The organism is Mycobacteroides sp. H003, from assembly GCF_001440135.1.
GTDB lineage: Bacteria > Actinomycetota > Actinomycetes > Mycobacteriales > Mycobacteriaceae > Mycobacterium > Mycobacterium gwanakae.
Map to the genome: position 1 here is coordinate 95,656 of NZ_LJYL01000034.1, position 18,375 is coordinate 114,030.

An 18,375-nucleotide genomic window follows, 5' to 3' on the forward strand; every position below is an offset into this window, starting at 1 on the left:
CACTAGATCGTGACAAAACCGGGGTACCAAAGGGGCGAGTTGCGAACTAGTCTCACGCGAGCTGCTGGCGGATCCTGAACTTCTGAATCTTCCCGGTCGCGGTTCTGGGTAAGGAATCGACGAACTCGACGCGTTTGGGGCACTTGTATCCGGCCAGATGCTCCCGGCAGTGCGCGATGAGATCCGGCCCGGTCGGCGGATCCGTCCCCGGATCTGTCACCGAGATCACCACGACAGCGGTAACCACTTCGCCCCACTTGTCATCGGGCACTCCGACGACAGCCGCCTCACGGACCCCGGGATGAGATATCAGCGCGTCTTCCACTTCGATGGACGACACGTTCTCGCCGCCGGTAATGATGATGTCTTTCTTGCGGTCCGAGATGCTCAGGTACCCGTCGGACATCGATCCGCGATCACCGGTATGAAACCAATTGCCCGCCAACGCTTCCGTGGTCGCTTCCGGCTGATCCCAGTAGCCGTCAAGATTCGTGTTCGACTGGGTGAGTACCTCACCGTCCTCGGCGATCGATACCCGCACACCTATCGCCGGGGCTCCCGCGCGGCCCAGCATGCGAGCCTGCTGGTGGTCGTCGAGATCGGCCCACTCGGACCGAAAGCGATTCATCGTGATCAGCGGTGCAGTCTCGGTGAGCCCGTATATCTGGATGAACTCCCAGCCGAGTTCGGCACGCACGCGCTCGATGGTTCGCGTCGGGGGCGGCGCACCCGCGACGATGATCCGGACCCGGTCCCGGCCGGGGATGGGCCCCTGCCAACGGGCCGCCGCGTCCAGCACAGAATCGACGACCGTTGGCGCCGCGCACATCACGGTGACTCCATGCACTGCGATACGCCGCAAGATCTCGTCACCGTCGACCTTGCGCAGCACGATGTGCCGGCCACCCATTCCGGTCGCCGCATACGGCCACCCCCACCCGTTGCAGTGGAACATCGGCAACGTGTGCAGCAGCACATCGTCGTCACGCAGCGTGGCATGCAACCCGAAAACGACTGCGTTGATCCAGATGTTGCGGTGAGTGAGTTGCACACCTTTGGGCCGGCTCGTGGTTCCTGAGGTGTAATTCAAAGTGGCGGTGTCTGATTCGGTGCACGACCAGGGTCTCGGATCGGCGCGCTGCGGTGTACCGATTTCACCGAATATCGCGGCGTCATCCTCTCCCAGCACGAAATTATGAGTGGCGCGCACGGTGTCGAGCAGCCCACGCACCTCCGGGTCCACTATCAGTACCGAAGCCCGTGAGTGCTCGACGATGTACTCGATCTCAGCGGGAGCCAACCGAAAGTTGACGGGCACCAGGATGCGTCCCCACCCGGAAACCCCGAAGAACGAGGTGAGCAGTCGCGCACTGTTCTGCGAGACAATCGCGACCCGCTCCCCCGGTCCGACGCCCAGACCGTCGAGTGCCGCGGCCTGCCCGCGCGCCCGCTCGGCAAGCTGCCGGTAGGTCACCGCTCCCCAGGAGGGCGCCGGTTGCACCGGCTCGTCGACAACCCCCACGCGGTCGGGATACACCAGCTCCGCGCGGTCCAGGAAATCTCGCACACTCAGATCGAAGAACACGCACCAATCCTGCCGTCCCGCCCCCAATGTGGCGTGGATATCCACGAAGCACGCGGACGCCTTGCCGGTCACCGGCAGACGGGTGTTTAATGATGGCGCTTTGTTCAGCAGTGGTTCATGCGCGCTTTGCGCACACGCTTAGGAGGTGACGCGACTATGTCCGATAGTCAACCTCCGAGTATCCACAGCGCCTTCTAACGCACATCAGGGTCGCGCTCGAAGGCGCTCTTGTTGCACCACACCGTTGTGTGCACCTGGAAGCCACTGCAAGAGAACAGGACCCATCATGAGTCATTGGGATGTCATCATCCGCGTAGCCCTGGGATTTGGCCTGGGTTGCGTCATCGGGATCGAACGGCAGTGGCGCGCCAAAAATGCCGGCCTGCGCACCAACGCGCTGGTGTGCCTGGGTGCGACACTCTTCGTCATCATGGGCGGCTACAGCTTCCACGGCCCCGGCGCCGACCCGACTCGCGTTGCAGCACAGATTGTTTCGGGCATCGGTTTCCTCGGCGCCGGCGTGATCATGAAGCAGGGCGCAACCATCACCGGACTGAACACCGCCGCCACCATGTGGGCCACCGCCGCCGTGGGGGCACTGGCCGGCGGCGGGATGTACGACGTCGCGATAGTCGGCACCGCCGCCATCGTGCTGGCCAACGTGCTGTTGCGGCCGCTCGGACATCTGCTGGATCGCCAGCCTGCCATCGGCCGCGAAGCCCGGCCGGCCGCGTACCTGTTCGAGGTCACCACCACCGACGAAACCGAGGCGCACATCCGCGCACTCACCGTGCAGGCCGTCAGCAGGCCCGAATTCGCGCTGCAGTCGGTGCGGTCCTATGACGTCGAAGACGGCAAGCACGTGCGCGTGGTGGCGAAGCTGAGCGCCGAAGAGCGCAACGACTCACTGCTGGAGTCCGCGGTGAGCCGCCTGTCCATGGAACCAGCCGTCTCCTCGGTGCGCTGGCATGTCGACCGCGAGGAAGAGGCCGAAGCCAGTGAATGGTGAGCCTCTACGGTCACACCCGTCGAGTGTGAAGCCACGGCGGTAATTCGGCGAAATACCCGCCGAATCTTCACACTCGGCGCAGGAGCCTCTCGGCCAATGCATCCGGGTCGGCGCCGTCGGTGATCACCCATGGGCCACCCCAATTCCGTTGCGCCAAATCGGCATAGGCCGCGGAGACCCGCGACTGCAGATCCGCATCACGCTCATAGGTATCGCGGGTGCGCGCGCTCTCCTGCTCCTCGCGGTGCCGCGCCCGCTGCTGGGCAAGCTCCGGGGAAACGTTCAAGAACACCTGCCGGTCGGGATGCGGCAGGCCAAAGCGTTGGTACTCAAGCTCATAGACCCAGCGCGCCATGTCGCCGCCGCCGTCCTGATGCAGCCGCGCCGCGCCATAGGCAGCGTTGGACGCAACCCAGCGATCCAGTATCACCAGATCGTTCGCGGCGATCAGCTCGGCTATCTCACCGAGCGCACTGCGGCGGTCGAGGGCGAACAGCAGTCCCATCGCGTACGCGGAGGACACCACATCGCCGTGCCCGCCCTTGAGCGACTCGGCCGCGAGATCGGCGTGCACCGAGCGTCCGTAGCGCGGAAAATCCAGCGTCGCAACGGATAACCCCTGCAATCCGCAGCGCTTCGTCAGCGCGGCGGTAAGCGTGCGCTTGCCCGCGCCGTCGACACCCTCGATCGCAATCAGCTGGCCCACGGCTGGTCAGCCTACGCAAAGGCCCCCGGCACCGGAGTGCCGAGGGCCTTGTACGAGTTTCTAGACAATCAGTAGCGGTAGTGCTCCGGCTTGTACGGGCCTTCCACGTCGACGCCGATGTACTCGGCCTGATCCTTGGTGAGCTTGGTCAGCGTGCCGCCGAGAGCCTCGACGTGAATGCGCGCCACCTTCTCGTCCAGGTGCTTGGCCAGTCGGTAGACCTCGTTGTCGTACTCGTCGTTCTTGGTCCACAGCTCGATCTGCGCGATCACCTGGTTGGAGAAGCTGTTGCTCATCACGAACGACGGGTGTCCGGTGGCGTTACCCAGGTTGAGCAGACGCCCCTCGGACAGCACGATGATCGACTTGCCCGAGTCCCCGAAGGTCCACAGGTCGACCTGAGGCTTGATGTTGAGCCGCGTGGCGCCGGACTTCTCGAGGGCCGCCATGTCGATCTCGTTGTCGAAGTGGCCGATGTTGCCCAGGATCGCCTGGTCCTTCATGGCCTTCATGTGGTCCAGCAGGATGATGTCGTAGTTACCGGTCGCGGTCACCACGATGTCGGCATTGCCGATGGCCTGCTCGACGGTGACGACATCGAACCCGTCCATGAGCGCCTGCAGCGCGTTGATCGGGTCGATCTCGGTGACCTGCACACGAGCGCCCTGCCCCGCGAGGGACTCGGCGCAGCCCTTGCCGACGTCGCCGTAGCCACAGATCAGCACCTTCTTGCCACCGATGAGCACGTCGGTGCCGCGGTTGATGCCGTCGACCAGCGAGTGCCGGGTGCCGTACTTGTTGTCGAACTTGCTCTTGGTCACCGAGTCGTTGACGTTGATGGCCGGGAACGCCAGCTCGCCGGCAGCGGCGAACTGGTACAGGCGCAGCACGCCGGTGGTGGTCTCCTCGGTGACACCCTGGACCGACTCGGCAATCTTGGTCCACTTGTCCTTGTCGGTCTCGAACCGCTCACGCAGCAGGTTCAGGAAGACCTTGTACTCGGCCGAGTCGTTGTCGTCCGCCGGGGGCACCACGCCGGCCTGCTCGAACTGCGCGCCGCGCAGCACCAGCATGGTGGCGTCGCCGCCGTCGTCGAGGATCATGTTGGCCGGCTCGTTCGGCCAGGTGAGCATCTGCTCGGCGGCCCACCAGTACTCCTCCAGCGTCTCGCCCTTCCAGGCGAAGACCGGGGTGCCCTGAGGCTCATCCGGGGTGCCGTGCGGGCCGACGACGATCGCCGCCGCCGCATGGTCCTGGGTGGAGAAGATGTTGCAAGAAGCCCAGCGCACCTCGGCACCCAGGGCCGTCAACGTCTCGATCAGCACCGCAGTCTGGATCGTCATGTGCAGCGAGCCCGAAATGCGAGCGCCCTTGAGCGGCAATACATCCGCGTACTCGCGACGCAGCGCCATGAGGCCGGGCATCTCATGCTCGGCGAGACGGATCTCCTTGCGGCCGAACTCGGCCTCGGAAAGATCGGCCACCTTGTAATCAATGCCGTTGCGTACGTCGGCCACCAGCTCGGTCATCGCCACCTCAATCGCGTCGCTTGAATAATTCCTGCATGTCAATTCAACTGACACACACGGGTCCGTCACCAGGTTAGCGCGTGTAAGCAACGGATAGTTAGATCAGGTAGCGAGATTTATGGATGCGCAGGTCACTGGGGGCCCGTCCCGCTTGCGGGGGCCTTGCCGGTGAGCGCGTTGGCCTCCACGAACGGGGACAGCAGGCGCGCCATGTCGAGCGCCACATCATGATCCGATTCCGGCGGCATCGACACGTAACTCATCGCCAGCCGCACAATCGACCTCGCGAGGATGGCCGCGTCTTCCTCACTGGCGGCCACCCAGCTGTTCGCAAACGACTCGGTGAGCCGCGCCGACGCCGGCAGCACGATCAACGCGCTGTCGACCGTCACGAGGCGCATGAGTTCGGGCTTGGCCTCGCCTGTCAACAACGAGATGACCATGGGATCTGCGGCACTCTCGGCGAAGAAGGCCGCGAATCCCTGGTGCAACGCGCCATGGATATCACCGACGTTGGCGTAGATCGCGTCGTTGACGGAGTCGGCCAGACGCAAGGCCAGCCGCAGGGCGTATCCCTGAGCCAGCCCCTGCCGCGAACCGAATTCGTTGTACAGCGTCTGACGGCTGACTCCTGCCCGGCGGGCGACCGCCGACATGGTCACTGCCGACCAATCCTGATGACGCAGAAGGTCTCCGAGCGCATCAAGCACCGATTCGCGAAGCAGCGCCCGCGCGGCCTCTGCATACGGCACTCGTGACGTCACACCGTGGAGCCTGGCAGGCGCGGTGTACTCGGTCAATGTCATGGCCGCGCGATCTCCACCATCACGAAGTCGGCCTTGGCGGCCCCGCAGTCCGGGCAGCTCCAATCCTCGGGGATGTCATCCCAGCGAGTGCCCGGCTCGATACCGTCCTCCGGCCAGCCCAGCGCCTCGTCGTACTGAAATCCGCACTGCATGCATTCGAACAACTTGTAGTCGTCGTCGCTCATGATTCCGCTCCTTGCAGGGCTTCAAAATCCACCTTCTCGCGCACTCCGCAGTCGGGGCAGCACCAGTCGTCGGGAACCTCCGACCACGCCGTCCCGGCCGGGAACCCCTCGCGAGGGGCGCCCGTGCTCTCGTCGTACACGTACTGACATATGGGGCAACGGTACTGGGACATGTCAGGCCGCCTGTTCGGTTACGCCGTACTTGGCCAGAATCTTGGCGCGCTTACTGGGCTGGATGTTGACCTTGGTGATGTCACCGTCGTAGTGATCCAGCACCCGCTGATCCATCACCTTGCGCCACAGCGGCGGGAAGTAGGCCAGCGTCAGCATCGTGGCGTAGCCACTGGGCAGGTTCGGAGCACCGTCCATGCTGCGCAGAGTCTGGTAGCGCCGGGTGGGGTTGGCGTGGTGATCGCTGTGCCGCTGCAGGTGGTACAGGAAGATGTTGGTCACCAGGTGATCGGAGTTCCAGCTGTGCTTGGGGGTGCAGCGCTCGTACCGCCCGCCGGCGACCTTCTGCCGCAGCAGCCCGTAGTGCTCCAGGTAGTTCACCGTCTCCAGGAAGGTGAAGCCGTAGATGGCCTGAATGATCAGGTACGGGATGACCGCGGTGCCGAAGATGGCGATGGTGACCCCGAACAACACCACCGTCATCAGCCAGGCGTTCACCACATCGTTGCTGGGGTGCAGCACGAAGCGGTTCAGCCGCTTCATGCGGGTGGCCTCAAGATTCCACGAAGACTTCAGGCTGCCCCAGACGCTGCGCGGCCAGAAGCCCCAGAACGTCTCGCCGAATCGCGAGCTGGCCGGATCCTCAGGTGTCGCGACGCGCACATGGTGTCCGCGGTTGTGCTCGATATAGAAGTGGCCGTAGAACGTCTGCGCCAGGGTGATCTTCGAGAGCCAGCGCTCCAGCTCGTCTTTCTTGTGCCCCATCTCGTGGGCCGTGTTGATACCGACTCCGCCGAGCACGCCGATGGATAGCGCGATGCCCAGCTTGGAGATCCAGCTGATGCCGTTATCGAACCCGATCCAACTCAGGTCGGTGGCGGTGAAGTAGTAGGCCCCCAGGAAGAAGCTCGCGTACTGGAACGGAATGAAGATGTAGGTGCAGTACCGGTAGTACTTGTCGTTCTCCAGCGCCTCCATCACCTCATCGGGTGCGTTCTCGCCGTCGGCGCCAAAGCGCAGATCCAGCAGCGGCAGGATCACGTACACCAGCAGTGGGCCGATCCAGAAAAAGAATGGCGAGAACTGCTGCCATCCGAGCTGGTTCATCGCATAGACCAGCGCCGTCGCGATGAAGATCGCGGTGGGCGGGATCATGCCGTACAGCCACATGTGGCGCTTGCGGTCGCGCCACTGGACGGGCAGGTCGTGGGCTGCATCAAGGTTTGACGTCATCGTCACTTCTCCTCGGTCTATATCTGCGTGAGGTACGTCACCGAACAGATTTGACGATAGGACATGATTCGTCGCTTGTCTAGACAAACAACTATGTTTTGTAAAGCGCCTGGTGGTGTGCGTCACCCACAGCGGACCTACGGAGAGATAGGGAGCGCGCTACTTCTCGACGGCTACCCGCAACCCCAGCACCGAGTGCCTGCGGCTATAAGCGAAGTAGACGACCACGCCGATGACCATCCAGGCCAACGCGAACATCCAGGTACGCACGGCGAGATTGAGCATCAACCACCCGCACGCCAGGATCGCGACCACGGGCAGCCACGGCACACCCGGTGTGCGGAAGCTCCGGGGCAAGTCGGGCCGAGAGCGCCGCAGCACGATGACGCCGGCCGACACCAGCACAAAGGCGAACAATGTCCCGACGTTGACGATCTCTTCCAGCCCCTCTATCGGGGTGAGGGACGCCGCTATCGCGACAAGAAAGCCCACGATGAGGGTGATGCGTATGGGTGTGCCATGCGATCCCGTCCGGGCGAGCTCGCGGGGCAGCAGTCCATCACGGCACATCGCGAAGATGACGCGGATCTGCCCGAGCATCAGCACCATCACCACCGTGGTCAGGCCGGCCAGCGCGCCGATGGCGATGACTTTGGCCGCCCAGTCGACACCGTTGAGGTGAAATGCCGTGGACAGATTCGGGTGCGAATCGGCCGCCCGCAGGTCGCTGTACTTGACCATGCCCGAGAGCACCACCGTGACCGCGACGTACAGAACGGTGACGATGACGAGCGAGGCGATGATGCCGCGCGGCACATCCTTTTGCGGGTTCCGCGTTTCCTCCGCGGTGGTGGCGACGACATCGAACCCGATGAACGCGAAGAACACGATCGAGGCGCCCGCCAGCACCCCGAACCAGCCGTACTGGCTTCCGGAGCCGCCGGCGATGAACGAGAACAGGGACTGATCCAAACCGGTCCTGCTGGAACTTCCCGCCTCCGCCGGTGGAACGAACGGTGTGTAGTTGGCCGCCTTGATGAAGAACGCGCCGACGATGATCACCAGCAGCACCACCAGGACCTTGACGGTCGTGATGACGAGGGACACCCGTGAAGACAGCTTGGTGCCGACCGCCAGCAGCACCGTCAACACCGAGACAATGAGCAGCGCGCCCCAGTCGATCTTGAGCGACCCGAGATGCACTGTGCCACTCGATAACCCAAATACCGTGCTCAGATAGCTCGACCAGCCCTTCGCGACGGTGGCCGCACCAACCGAGAACTCCAAGATGAGATCCCATCCCAGGATCCAGGCCGCGAACTCACCGAATGTCGCATAGGAGAACGTATAGGCGCTGCCTGCAACCGGAATGGTCGATGCGAACTCGGCGTAGCACATCGCGGCCAGGCCACACCCGATCGCAGCCATGATGAAGGACAGCGATATCGCCGGACCGGTGACATTGGCGGCCGTCGATGCCGTGACGGTGAAGATACCGGCTCCGATGACCACAGAGACCCCGAAAACGGTGAGATCCCACCACGTTAGGTCCCTACGGAGCTTCGTTTCCGGCTCGTCGGTATCCGCGATCGACTGTTCGACAGACTTGGTTCGCCACAATCCGCTACCTGGCATTACGGCAGTCTTGCACAACCCCCGTGCTCACCACTGTTGATCACACCGGCCGGCTAAGAATTGACGGCCGAACGATCCAGATCGGGCTCGAGATAGATCACCTGCGCGATCGGCACCGCCTCGCGCACCCGCCGCTCTGCGGCATCGATCGTGGCGGCTACCAACGGCAGATCCGCATCGGGCGCGATCGCGATCTTGGCCGCGACCAGAAGCTCCTCGGGACCCAGATACTGGGTACGGCAATGGATTACCCGCTCGACGTGATCGGTGCCGGTCAGCGCATCCAGGATCGCGCGCTCCTGCGTTGCGGTCGCACCTTCACCGATCAGCAGGCTCTTCATCTCGACCATCAAAACGATCGCGATGACGCCCAGCAGCACACCGATCGCCATGGTGCCGATCCCATCCCACACGGGGTCGCCCGTGAGAATCGTCATGCCGACGCCGAACAGCGCGAAGGCCAGCCCCAGCAGAGCACCGGTGTCTTCGAGCAGCACGACGGGAAGCTCCGGGTTACGGGAGTTTCGGATGAACTGCCACCAGCTGGCTTTGCCCTTCAGCGGTTTGGATTCCACGAAGGCGGTGCGGAAGCTGTAGCCCTCCAAACCTATGGCCAACACCAGGATCACAATCGCGACAATGGGCGACTGCAGATGCTCGGGAGCGTGGATCTTGTGATAGCCCTCATAGAGGGCGAAGACCGAGCCGAGCGTGAACAGCACCAGCGCGACCACAAAAGAGTAGAAGAATCGGCTACGTCCATATCCGAACGGGTGCAGTCGATCTGCTTCCTTACTCGCGGCGCGCTGCCCGTAGAGCAGCAACCCCTGATTAGAGGTGTCCGCCACCGAGTGCACGGACTCGGCGAGCATCGACGAACTCCCGGTGATCAGGAATCCGACGAACTTGGCCGCCGCGATACCCGCGTTCGCCGCCAGCGCCGCGATGATCGCCCTCTTACTGCCGCCTGCCGACATCGACTCTCCTTCTGTTCCCGCTCGCACTGTCCTGCCGGACGGTCACGCGTCCGCGTCAACTGTTGCCATGAATACACGGGCATCGGACTGCCCGGTCAGCGTCACATCTCCGCCGTCGGCCGGTATCCACACCGACTGTCCCGCATGAACGTCAAGGTCCGGCCCCCTACCGTCCAACCGCACGCTGCCCCGCGTGCACAGCACTATCCGCGGTCCTTTTACCTCCACCGGAACGCGTTCGCCATCCACCAGATCGAATCGCGATAACGCGAACTCCCTGGCGGGCGTGAGGTACCGAGTCTGTGCACCGTCGGTGACGGTCTCAACATGCAGATGTTTTTCGGCGGCGGGTGAAAAATCCAGCACCCGAAGCAATTCGGGTACATCGACGTGTTTGGGAGTGAGCCCGCCGCGCAGCACGTTGTCGGAATTGGCCATGATCTCGACGGCCAGGCCACGCAGGTACGCATGCAGATTTCCGGCGGGCAGGTAGATCCCCTCCCCCGGTTCCAGCGTGAGCCGATTCAACAACAAGGAGGCAAGTACTCCGGCGTCCGCCGGATACCGCTCACCCAACTCCAGAAGCGTGCGCGCCTCACCAGCGAAACGCTCGTGGCCGGACGACAGATAACGCACGGCACCCTCGAGCACGGCAGGCACCAACAGATCCAGGCTGGGCTGCGGAAGAGTTATCCAGGTGGTGAACAGGGCGCGCAGCCCATCGGCATCGGATTGTCCGGCCAACAGATTCACATAGGGTGTCAGCTCGCCGACATCGAGCGCGCGAAAGAGTTCGACGGTGTCACCGGGGTCGCGAAAACCCGCCAGCGCCTCAAAACGATCCAGCGCCACAACCAGTTCGGGCTTGTGATTGCGATCCCGATAATTGCGCACCGGAGAGTTGAGCGGGACACCCGCCGCCTCTTCCCGCGCGTATCCGTCTGCCGCCTGCTGCGCACTGGGGTGGGCTTGCAGGGACAGCGGCTCGTCCGCCGCCAGCACCTTGAGCAGGAAGGGCAATTGATCGCCGAACTCAGCCACCGACGCCGGACCCAACTGCCCTGCCGGATCTGCGGCCACCACATCGAGTAATGACTCTGCGCCACCACCGGTTTCCAGGTAGGCCGGGTCGGCAGGGTGCGCACCCAGCCACAGTTCGGCTTCCGGATGCGGTGTCGGTGTGGGGCGTCCGGTGAACTCGGCGATCGCCGTCCGCGAGCCCCAGGCGTACGTCCTTATCGCCCCCCTGAGCAGATTCACAGCCCGGATCTCCCCCCGCCGAGCCGGGCGTACACCGAGGCCATTTCGAGTCGTGTCGCGAGCATCATCAGCTGCGCGAGCTCCGACGGTCGGGCCGCCACGTCACCAAGATCGGTGGTGCTGACCAGCTGCGCTTCATCGACACCATCGATCCGCGCCGCAACCGATTGGAAGTCGCTATCGGTGGCAAGGGCAAGTATCCGCGGTGGGCCATCGCCGCGGGGGCCGTCGATGAACTCGTCATGGAACAGTGAGCTCTCACCAGAGCTCCTGCTCGACAACGCATCCCGCATCGCGGCCAACGCTTGCGGAAGGCCGCACGCGGTAGCGGTACGCTGCGTCAGCCGCAGCAGCGTTGTCGCCGCATGTTGCGCGAGCGCCACGGTGACCGATCGATCCCCGCAGAACACCGCGGGTCCACCGGTCAATCGCGTCGCGATCACCTTGGCGGCGTTAGTGAAGATTTCCCGGCCCACGGTGTTCCGGGACACCTCGCCATCCACTTCATCGGCGATCGCCATAACGTCGGGCACGATGGCCCTGTCGAGCACCCCCAGCACTGCCGCCCCAACAGCGAGGTTGTGAGCAAGACTGAATGTGTCGGGCACCCGCAACCGGGGCGCCAGTGAAATCGCCCGGCCAGCACCGGAATCCGCCAAGGGACCCTCATCGGGTGCGGCGATGACCACCCGGGCACCCCGACGGGTACCCATCGACACCGCAGCAGTGAGGGCAGGATCACCGGCATCGTCACCGGCCACCACCATGACATCGAGTGGGCCCACCCACACCGGAGCCCGGGTGGCGGTAACGAACGGAAGACTCGCGGTATCCGACAGCGCCCCAGCCAGAACCGCTCCCGCCGTTGCGGCGGTGCCGCGGCCCGCGACCCACACGAGCGCGCGCGACCGGTCCTCCACGTGAAGCGGGTCCAGGGCACCCTCGGCGATGGCTGTACCAACCGCCCGAACCTGCGAGCCGGCCATCGAAGCGGCCTGCAGCGAACCATCGCGGTCGGCCGCCAACAGCGCCTCGGCGTCGTCCAGATCGATGGTGGCCTTCATCAGGTCGCGGCCTCGGTGCGGTCGACCAACTCGGTGACACGCGCGACCACACCCGCCACATCTTCGTCGGTGCGGGCCTCGACGTTGAGGCGCAGCAGTGGCTCGGTGTTGGACGTGCGCAGGTTGAACCACGTTCCGGTGCCGATGTCGACGGTGACGCCGTCGAGATGGTCGATCGAAACTATCTGTGTGCCAAACGACTTCAACACCTCGTCGATACATGCCTTGGCATTCGAGACGCGGAAGTTGATCTCGCCGGAGGATGCGTACCGCTCGTAATCAGACATGAGATCTGAGAGCGGCCGGTCTTGCTCGCCCAGGGCTGCCAGCACGTGCAGTGCCGCCAGCATTCCGGAGTCGGCACCCCAGAAGTCCCGGAAGTAGTAGTGCGCGGAATGCTCACCGCCGAAGATCGCGCCCGTCTCGGCCATCAATGCCTTGATGAACGAGTGGCCGACGCGAGAGCGCACCGGTGTTCCGCCGTGCTCGACGACAAGCTCGGGGACGGCACGCGAGGTGATCAGATTGTGGATGATGGTGCCGCCGATTTCCCGCTCCAGCTCTCGACGCGCTACCAAAGCGGTTACCGCGGAAGGAGATACGGCCCGTCCGCGCTCATCGACGACGAAGCACCGGTCGGCGTCGCCATCGAAGGCGAGGCCGATGTCAGCACCCTCGGCCACCACGAAGGCCTGCAGATCGCGCAGGTTCTCGGGGTCGAGCGGGTTGGCTTCGTGGTTGGGGAAGTTGCCGTCCAACTCGAAGTACAACGGCGCGAGCGCAATCGATGGAATCGCACCCAGCACCGCCGGTGTCGTGTGTCCGGCCATACCGTTACCCGCATCCACAGCCACCCGAAGGGGACGTGCCCCGCTCAACTGAACCAGTGACCGCAGGAACTCGCCGTACTCGGCGAGAACATCACGTTCGGTGATCGTGCCCGCCGCACCGTCGTGCGCGGGCACCCCGTTGATCAGCTCCTCGCTGATGATGGCCAGGCCGGTGTCCCTACCCACCGGCTTGGCACCGGCGCGGCACAGCTTGATTCCGTTGTACGCGGCCGGGTTGTGGCTGGCGGTGAACATGGCTCCCGGGCAATCCAACAGCCCCGAAGCGAAGTACAGCTGATCAGTGGATGCCAGTCCGATCTGCACGACATCGACGCCCTGAGCCGTGACACCCTCGGTGAACGCCTGAGCCAGCGGAGGCGACGAGTCGCGCATGTCGCGGCCCACCACGATCCGCAATGGCGCGCCGGCGTCGGCCTGCTCTGCCTTGACCAGTCGCGCGAACGAAGAACCCACGTCGAACACGAAGGACTCGTCGATCTGCTCGCCCAGGAGGCCACGAACGTCGTACGCCTTGATGACTGCGTGGACAGCGTCGGCGGACCGGGCCATGACGAGAGCACTCCTATTGATCTGTCGAGCGAGGGACGTTAGGTGTCGCTGGCCAGCCTAGTGGTCGGCGAGTGCCCAACGTGAACGTCCGGCGAGAGGGTACAGAATGTCACCGGGCCAAGCCGAAAGCACCTGATCAGAACTACTCTGCCGGATCCGGCAGAACCCGCAGATGTCCGCGGCGCCGCCCGACGGGAGCCGGATGCACGGGCCGGGGAGCAGCCGAGGTGGCAGGCCCTCCCATATCGAGTGCGGGCTCGCTGAATCCCGCCGCGGCCATCCGCACTCCGGTGGGTTCCCGAACCGCATCGGCCAGGGCAACCAAGTCGTCATCCTCGGGATTCGACGGCAGGGGGCCGTTGTACCGGACCAGCTCCCAGCCACGGGGCGCGGTGATCCGGCTCGCGTGCTGCGCGCACAGATCCCACGAATGCGGCTCGCTGGACGTGGCCAGCGGCCCAACCACGGCCGTCGAGTCCGCATAGACGAACGTCAACGTCGCCACGGCGGAACTCGGGCACCCGGGTCGACAGCAGCGACGGGGGGCTCTCACAAACGTTGAGGCTAGCGTGCGCAAACACGTTCCGACCCGCAGACACGCGCTGTGAACCCACTGAGACCCTCCGGTGATCAGGCAGAGACCCCGGGGTGATCGGCTCGTTGTGATTCGTCAGCCACAGCAGTCACACCGTTACCATTTCCCGTATGGCACGTGACGGACGGCGCGGCGGCTCGGCGAGCGGATCGAGCTCGCAGGGCTCCAGAAGGGGGCGCGATTTTCGTGGCCCGCTCTTGCCGCCGACCGTTCCCGGCTGGCGCTCACGCGCCGAGCGCTTCGATATGGCGGTGCTGGAGGCCTATGAACCCATCGAGCGGGCGTGGCAGTCGCGGCTGGAGGGTCTCGATGTCGCGGTGGACGAGATTCCGCGCATCCAACCCAAGGATCCCGAGTCGGTGCAATGGCCGCCGGAGGTGATCGCCGACGGACCGATCCCGCTGGCAAGGCTTATTCCCGCCGGCGTGGACACCCGGGGTAACACCACCCGGGCGCGAATTGTCCTATTCCGCAAGCCGATCGAATTACGCGCGAAGAAATCTGGGGATTTGTCGGATCTCCTGCACGATCTGCTGGTGGCGCAGGTTGCCACCCACCTGGGGGTGGAACCATCGGTGATCGACCCGACCATCACCGATGAGGGCGACTAACCGCCCGATCGAACGCGGAGTTAGATGATGCCCCGCTTCAGGCGGCGGCGCTCACGCTCGGACAACCCGCCCCAGATACCGAACCGCTCGTCGTTGGCCAGTGCGTATTCAAGGCACTCGTCCTTGACTTCGCAGCCCTGGCAGATGCGCTTGGCCTCGCGAGTCGACCCGCCCTTCTCAGGGAAGAACGCCTCTGGATCGGTCTGTGCGCACAGCGCCTTCTCTTGCCACTGATCATCAGCGACACCAATCAGCGCATCAAAATCGTTCTGCACCAACGTCAGATGCGGACGTGCGGGCGGCAAGCCCGTCGCACCCGTGCCGACGCCGGAACTCAGCTCGTCGTGTGCGCCAAATTCATTGTGCCCGAACAGCATCGTCCCGCCTCCTCACCATTCCCACTTGCAGTCGTCGTGCCCGGTTTCGTGCCACATTGTCGTTTCCCGGCCATTCCATTCGAACATCTGATCGAATCCCGGTCTGCGCCTGCAACTTCCAAACCCAGCCCGAGGAATGACACTGGTGTGATTACACACGTGTTCGCTGCCGGGGTCAAGCGAAGGACGAAAATTCATACCATCTACGACCGACAAAATCGGCGTGGCGCCCTCGTGGCGTGTCGCATCATTGCCGGCGCACTAGTGTCGGTCAGCGTGAAACTCACCGTCCTCGTCGGCGGCGTCGGCGGAGCGCGCTTCCTGCTCGGCGTCCAACGCTTGCTCGGATCGGACTCCAGCAAGCATCAGATAAACGCCATCGTGAACATTGGCGACGACGCCTGGATGCATGGCGTCAGGATCTGCCCTGACCTGGACACCTGCATGTACACCCTGGGCGGAGGGGTGGATCCGGAACGCGGCTGGGGACACCGGGGCGAGACGTGGAACGCCATGGAGGAACTGGCGGCCTACGGCGCCCAGCCCGACTGGTTCTCGCTCGGCGACAGGGACCTGGCCACTCACCTGATACGCAGTCAAATGCTGCGAGCCGGTTACCCGCTATCAGCGGTCACCGAAGCGTTATGCAATCGATGGCGGCCCGGAGTCCGCCTGTTACCCGCCAGCGACGACCGCTGCGAGACCCACGTGGTGATCACCGACCCCGCCGATGGGGAGCAGCGTGCCATCCACTTCCAACAGTGGTGGGTGCAACACCGAGCACAGGTACCGACCCACAGTTTCGCGTTCGTCGGCGCGGACGAAGCAAAGGCCGGCCCAGGCGTTGCCGAAGCCATCGCCGAGGCAGATGCCGTCTTGCTGGCTCCCTCCAATCCGGTGGTGAGCATCGGGGCCGTCCTGGCGGTCGGCGGAGTTCGCGGGGCGCTCCGCACAACCACCGCTCCGGTCATCGGGTACTCGCCAATCGTGTCCGGTAAGCCACTCCGCGGAATGGCCGACGAATGTTTGCGCGTGATCGGTGTCGAGGTGAGCTCGCAAGGTGTCGGGGAACACTTCGGCGCCCGCTCACAGACCGGCATCCTGGACGGCTGGCTGGTCGACGAGGGTGACGCCGCTCACATTGCGGGAGTTCAGGTACGGTCGATTCCGCTGCTCATGACCGACCCGGACGCGACGGCGGCGATGGTGCGTGCGGGACTCGACCTGGCCGGAGTTACCCTATGACCTCATCTGCGGATTCCCCTGCACCGGAACATGGTTCGGCAGCCCCGGTGGAGATTCTACCCATTGCGGACTTGCCGGAATTCCGCCCCGGCGACGATGTCGCCAAGACCATCGCCGAGGCGGCGCCATGGATCCGGGACGGCGATGTGATCGTGATCACCAGCAAGATCATCTCCAAGGCCGAGGGCCGCATCGTCGCGGCGCCTACCGATCCCGAAGCGCGGGACACCTTGCGGCGCAAACTGATCGACTCCGAGTCGGTCCGCGTGCTGGCCCGCAAGGGAAAGACACTGATCACCGAGAACACCATCGGCATCGTGCAGGCCGCCGCCGGAATCGACGCGTCCAATGTCGATACCGCCGAACTCGTACTGCTCCCCACCGACCCCGATGGCAGCGCCGCGGCGGTGCGGGCAGCACTGTCGCGACAGCTGGGCGTGAACGTAGCGGTGGTGATCACCGACACCATGGGACGGGCCTGGCGCAATGGCCAGACCGATGCCGCCATCGGTTCCTCCGGCATCCCTGTCCTGTATGGCTACGCCGGCGCAAAGGACAAGCACGGCAACGAACTTCAGGTGACAGAGGTGGCCATCGTCGACGAGATCGCCGCCGCCGCCGACCTTGTCAAGGGCAAGCTCACCGATGTACCAGTTGCGGTGGTGCGGGGTCTGTCGGTGCCCGACGACGGCAGCGTGGCCCGCGACCTCCAGCGCTCGGGCCCCGACGACTTGTTCTGGCTCGGCACCGCGGAAGCGCTGGAGCAGGGGCGCCGCGATGCGGTGCTGGTGCGCCGCTCTATCCGCCAATTCGCTGATATCGCAGTAGATTCCGATCTATTACGGGAAGCCATCGGCGAGGCGTTGACGGCGCCCGCTCCGCATCACACCCATCCGGTGAGATTCGTATGGGTACGGGATCTGGAGACACGGCGCGCACTGCTGGATGCCATGAAACAGGCATGGGCCGTGGATCTCAGCGGAGACGGACGCACCCCGGAATCCGTCGAGAAACGGGTGGCCCGCGGACAGATCCTCTACGACGCACCCGAAATCGTGATTCCGTTCCTGGTTCCCGACGGTGCCCACGACTACCCGGACGAGCGCCGCAACGCGGCCGAACACACCATGTTCACCGTCGCGGTGGGCGCGGCGGTGCAGGCACTGTTGGTGGCGCTGGCGGCGCGGGGCGTGGGGAGCTGCTGGATCGGGTCCACCATCTTCGCCGCCGATGTCGTCCGCAGGCAGCTCGAGCTGGATGCCTCATGGGAACCGATGGGGGCCATCGCCATCGGATATCCGCACGGATACCCCGAGGAGACACTGGAACCCCGCACTCCCCTTCCTGCCGGCCAGATGCTGGTTGAGCTCTGATGAGCCGCATCTCGGGTCTGCAAGCTTCCGCCGTCGATCTGCTCTCCGCGTGGGAAACGCCCGATACCGAGCAGGACAGCCTGCGGCACTCCGTTCTGGCCTTTCTCGACGCCAATCCGGACGCCTGCCGTCGCCGCAGCGCCGCAGGCCATATCACCGCCTCGGCGCTGGTGGTCAACCACGACGGGTCGCAGGCGCTGCTGACCCTGCACCCGCGCGTGGGTAAATGGCTTCAGCTGGGCGGCCACTGCGAAGAGGAGGACGCCACCATCCGGGCCGCCGCGCTGCGTGAAGCCACCGAGGAATCCGGGATAGCAGACCTCACTCTTGAGCCGAATCTGCTTGGCATACATGTACATCCGATCACATGCTCGCTGGGTGTGCCGACTCGCCATCTCGATCTGCAGTTCCTGGCGCGCGCGCCCGAGGGCGCCCAGATCACCGTCAGCGACGAATCACTGGACCTGCGCTGGTGGCCCATCGACCAGATTCCGGCCGAAGATCCCTCGGTGGTCGTGTTGGCCGAGCGGGCCCGCGCCAGACTGCGCTGAAAGTCGGGTAGTGCATTACCCGTGTCCGGCCTAACGAGCCGTCGTATCGTCCCCTCATCAGCG

At 64.4% G+C, this 18,375-nt stretch carries 19 protein-coding genes; 5 read left to right on the forward strand and 14 right to left on the reverse strand.

The genetic code is table 11. The features are described 5' to 3' along the window. Positions 1–52: 52 nt before the first annotated feature. Complete coding sequence (locus AOT87_RS20565; RefSeq protein WP_057966908.1) at positions 53–1,585, reverse strand: AMP-binding protein; 1,533 nt, start codon at positions 1,583–1,585, stop codon at positions 53–55. A 286-nt stretch (positions 1,586–1,871) separates the two neighbouring features. On the opposite strand from AOT87_RS20565, the gene AOT87_RS20570 reads away from it, so the two are divergent. Then, positions 1,872–2,594 (forward strand): MgtC/SapB family protein, encoded by a 723-nt coding sequence (locus tag AOT87_RS20570; protein ID WP_030096911.1) that lies wholly within the window; start codon positions 1,872–1,874, stop codon positions 2,592–2,594. Positions 2,595–2,661: 67 nt separating this feature from the next. Here the strand turns inward: AOT87_RS20570 and AOT87_RS20575 are convergent, their stop codons facing one another. The 12 genes from AOT87_RS20575 to AOT87_RS20630 all read right to left on the reverse strand — a co-directional run bounded on the left by AOT87_RS20575 (position 2,662) and on the right by AOT87_RS20630 (position 14,113). Beyond that, the gene (locus AOT87_RS20575; protein WP_057966875.1) at positions 2,662–3,300 is read right to left on the reverse strand and encodes a dTMP kinase; all 639 of its coding nucleotides are present in this window, start codon (positions 3,298–3,300) and stop codon (positions 2,662–2,664) included. A gap of 68 nt (positions 3,301–3,368) precedes the next feature. Continuing rightward, positions 3,369–4,829, reverse strand: a complete 1,461-nt coding sequence (gene ahcY, locus AOT87_RS20580) for an adenosylhomocysteinase (protein ID WP_057966907.1) — start codon at positions 4,827–4,829, stop codon at positions 3,369–3,371. A gap of 131 nt (positions 4,830–4,960) precedes the next feature. Then, positions 4,961–5,581: a TetR family transcriptional regulator gene (locus AOT87_RS20585; protein WP_057979881.1), complete on the reverse strand. Its 621-nt coding sequence runs from the start codon at positions 5,579–5,581 to the stop codon at positions 4,961–4,963. Between the two features lie 50 nt (positions 5,582–5,631). Further along, positions 5,632–5,820 carry a rubredoxin gene (locus AOT87_RS20590; RefSeq protein ID WP_030096907.1) on the reverse strand — a complete coding sequence of 63 codons (189 nt, stop codon included), beginning with the start codon at positions 5,818–5,820 and terminating at the stop codon, positions 5,632–5,634. Then, entirely contained in the window at positions 5,817–5,993 is a 177-nt protein-coding gene (locus tag AOT87_RS20595) for a rubredoxin (RefSeq protein WP_030096906.1), read from the reverse strand. The genes AOT87_RS20590 and AOT87_RS20595 overlap by 4 nt, the downstream gene beginning before the upstream one ends. A 1-nt stretch (position 5,994) precedes the next feature. Beyond that, positions 5,995–7,224: an alkane 1-monooxygenase gene (locus AOT87_RS20600; protein ID WP_030096905.1), complete on the reverse strand. Its 1,230-nt coding sequence runs from the start codon at positions 7,222–7,224 to the stop codon at positions 5,995–5,997. A 159-nt stretch (positions 7,225–7,383) separates the two neighbouring features. After that, positions 7,384–8,859: an amino acid permease gene (locus tag AOT87_RS20605; protein WP_057966873.1), complete on the reverse strand. Its 1,476-nt coding sequence runs from the start codon at positions 8,857–8,859 to the stop codon at positions 7,384–7,386. 53 nt (positions 8,860–8,912) lie between these two features. Then, positions 8,913–9,836 (reverse strand): cation diffusion facilitator family transporter, encoded by a 924-nt coding sequence (locus tag AOT87_RS20610; RefSeq protein WP_030096903.1) that lies wholly within the window; start codon positions 9,834–9,836, stop codon positions 8,913–8,915. Between the two features lie 42 nt (positions 9,837–9,878). Continuing rightward, complete coding sequence (gene manA, locus AOT87_RS20615; RefSeq protein ID WP_057966872.1) at positions 9,879–11,096, reverse strand: mannose-6-phosphate isomerase, class I; 1,218 nt, start codon at positions 11,094–11,096, stop codon at positions 9,879–9,881. After that, a complete protein-coding gene (locus tag AOT87_RS20620; RefSeq protein WP_057966871.1) occupies positions 11,093–12,160 on the reverse strand; it encodes a hypothetical protein in 1,068 nt (355 codons plus the stop codon). Before AOT87_RS20620 ends, manA begins: the two co-directional genes overlap by 4 nt. Beyond that, a complete protein-coding gene (locus AOT87_RS20625) occupies positions 12,160–13,560 on the reverse strand; it encodes a phosphomannomutase/phosphoglucomutase (protein WP_057964440.1) in 1,401 nt (466 codons plus the stop codon). The genes AOT87_RS20620 and AOT87_RS20625 overlap by 1 nt, the downstream gene beginning before the upstream one ends. A 142-nt stretch (positions 13,561–13,702) precedes the next feature. Next, positions 13,703–14,113 carry a DUF3499 domain-containing protein gene (locus AOT87_RS20630; RefSeq protein WP_075908115.1) on the reverse strand — a complete coding sequence of 137 codons (411 nt, stop codon included), beginning with the start codon at positions 14,111–14,113 and terminating at the stop codon, positions 13,703–13,705. A 152-nt stretch (positions 14,114–14,265) separates the two neighbouring features. Here AOT87_RS20630 and AOT87_RS20635 point away from each other — a divergent pair, with 152 nt between their 5' ends. Beyond that, the gene (locus tag AOT87_RS20635; RefSeq protein ID WP_064409395.1) at positions 14,266–14,766 is read left to right on the forward strand and encodes a metallopeptidase family protein; all 501 of its coding nucleotides are present in this window, start codon (positions 14,266–14,268) and stop codon (positions 14,764–14,766) included. Between the two features lie 20 nt (positions 14,767–14,786). On the opposite strand, the gene AOT87_RS20640 is transcribed toward AOT87_RS20635, so the two are convergent. Next, positions 14,787–15,041 carry a WhiB family transcriptional regulator gene (locus AOT87_RS20640; RefSeq protein WP_030096897.1) on the reverse strand — a complete coding sequence of 85 codons (255 nt, stop codon included), beginning with the start codon at positions 15,039–15,041 and terminating at the stop codon, positions 14,787–14,789. Positions 15,042–15,419: 378 nt separating this feature from the next. Here AOT87_RS20640 and cofD point away from each other — a divergent pair, with 378 nt between their 5' ends. The 3 genes from cofD to AOT87_RS20655 are packed head-to-tail and all read left to right on the forward strand — an operon-like array spanning position 15,420 to position 18,312. Then, a complete protein-coding gene (gene cofD / locus AOT87_RS20645) occupies positions 15,420–16,388 on the forward strand; it encodes a 2-phospho-L-lactate transferase (RefSeq protein ID WP_057966906.1) in 969 nt (322 codons plus the stop codon). After that, entirely contained in the window at positions 16,385–17,761 is a 1,377-nt protein-coding gene (locus AOT87_RS20650) for a coenzyme F420-0:L-glutamate ligase (protein WP_057966870.1), read from the forward strand. The genes cofD and AOT87_RS20650 overlap by 4 nt, the downstream gene beginning before the upstream one ends. Further along, positions 17,761–18,312: an NUDIX hydrolase gene (locus AOT87_RS20655; protein WP_057966869.1), complete on the forward strand. Its 552-nt coding sequence runs from the start codon at positions 17,761–17,763 to the stop codon at positions 18,310–18,312. The genes AOT87_RS20650 and AOT87_RS20655 overlap by 1 nt, the downstream gene beginning before the upstream one ends. The last annotated feature ends 63 nt before the right edge of the window (positions 18,313–18,375 follow it).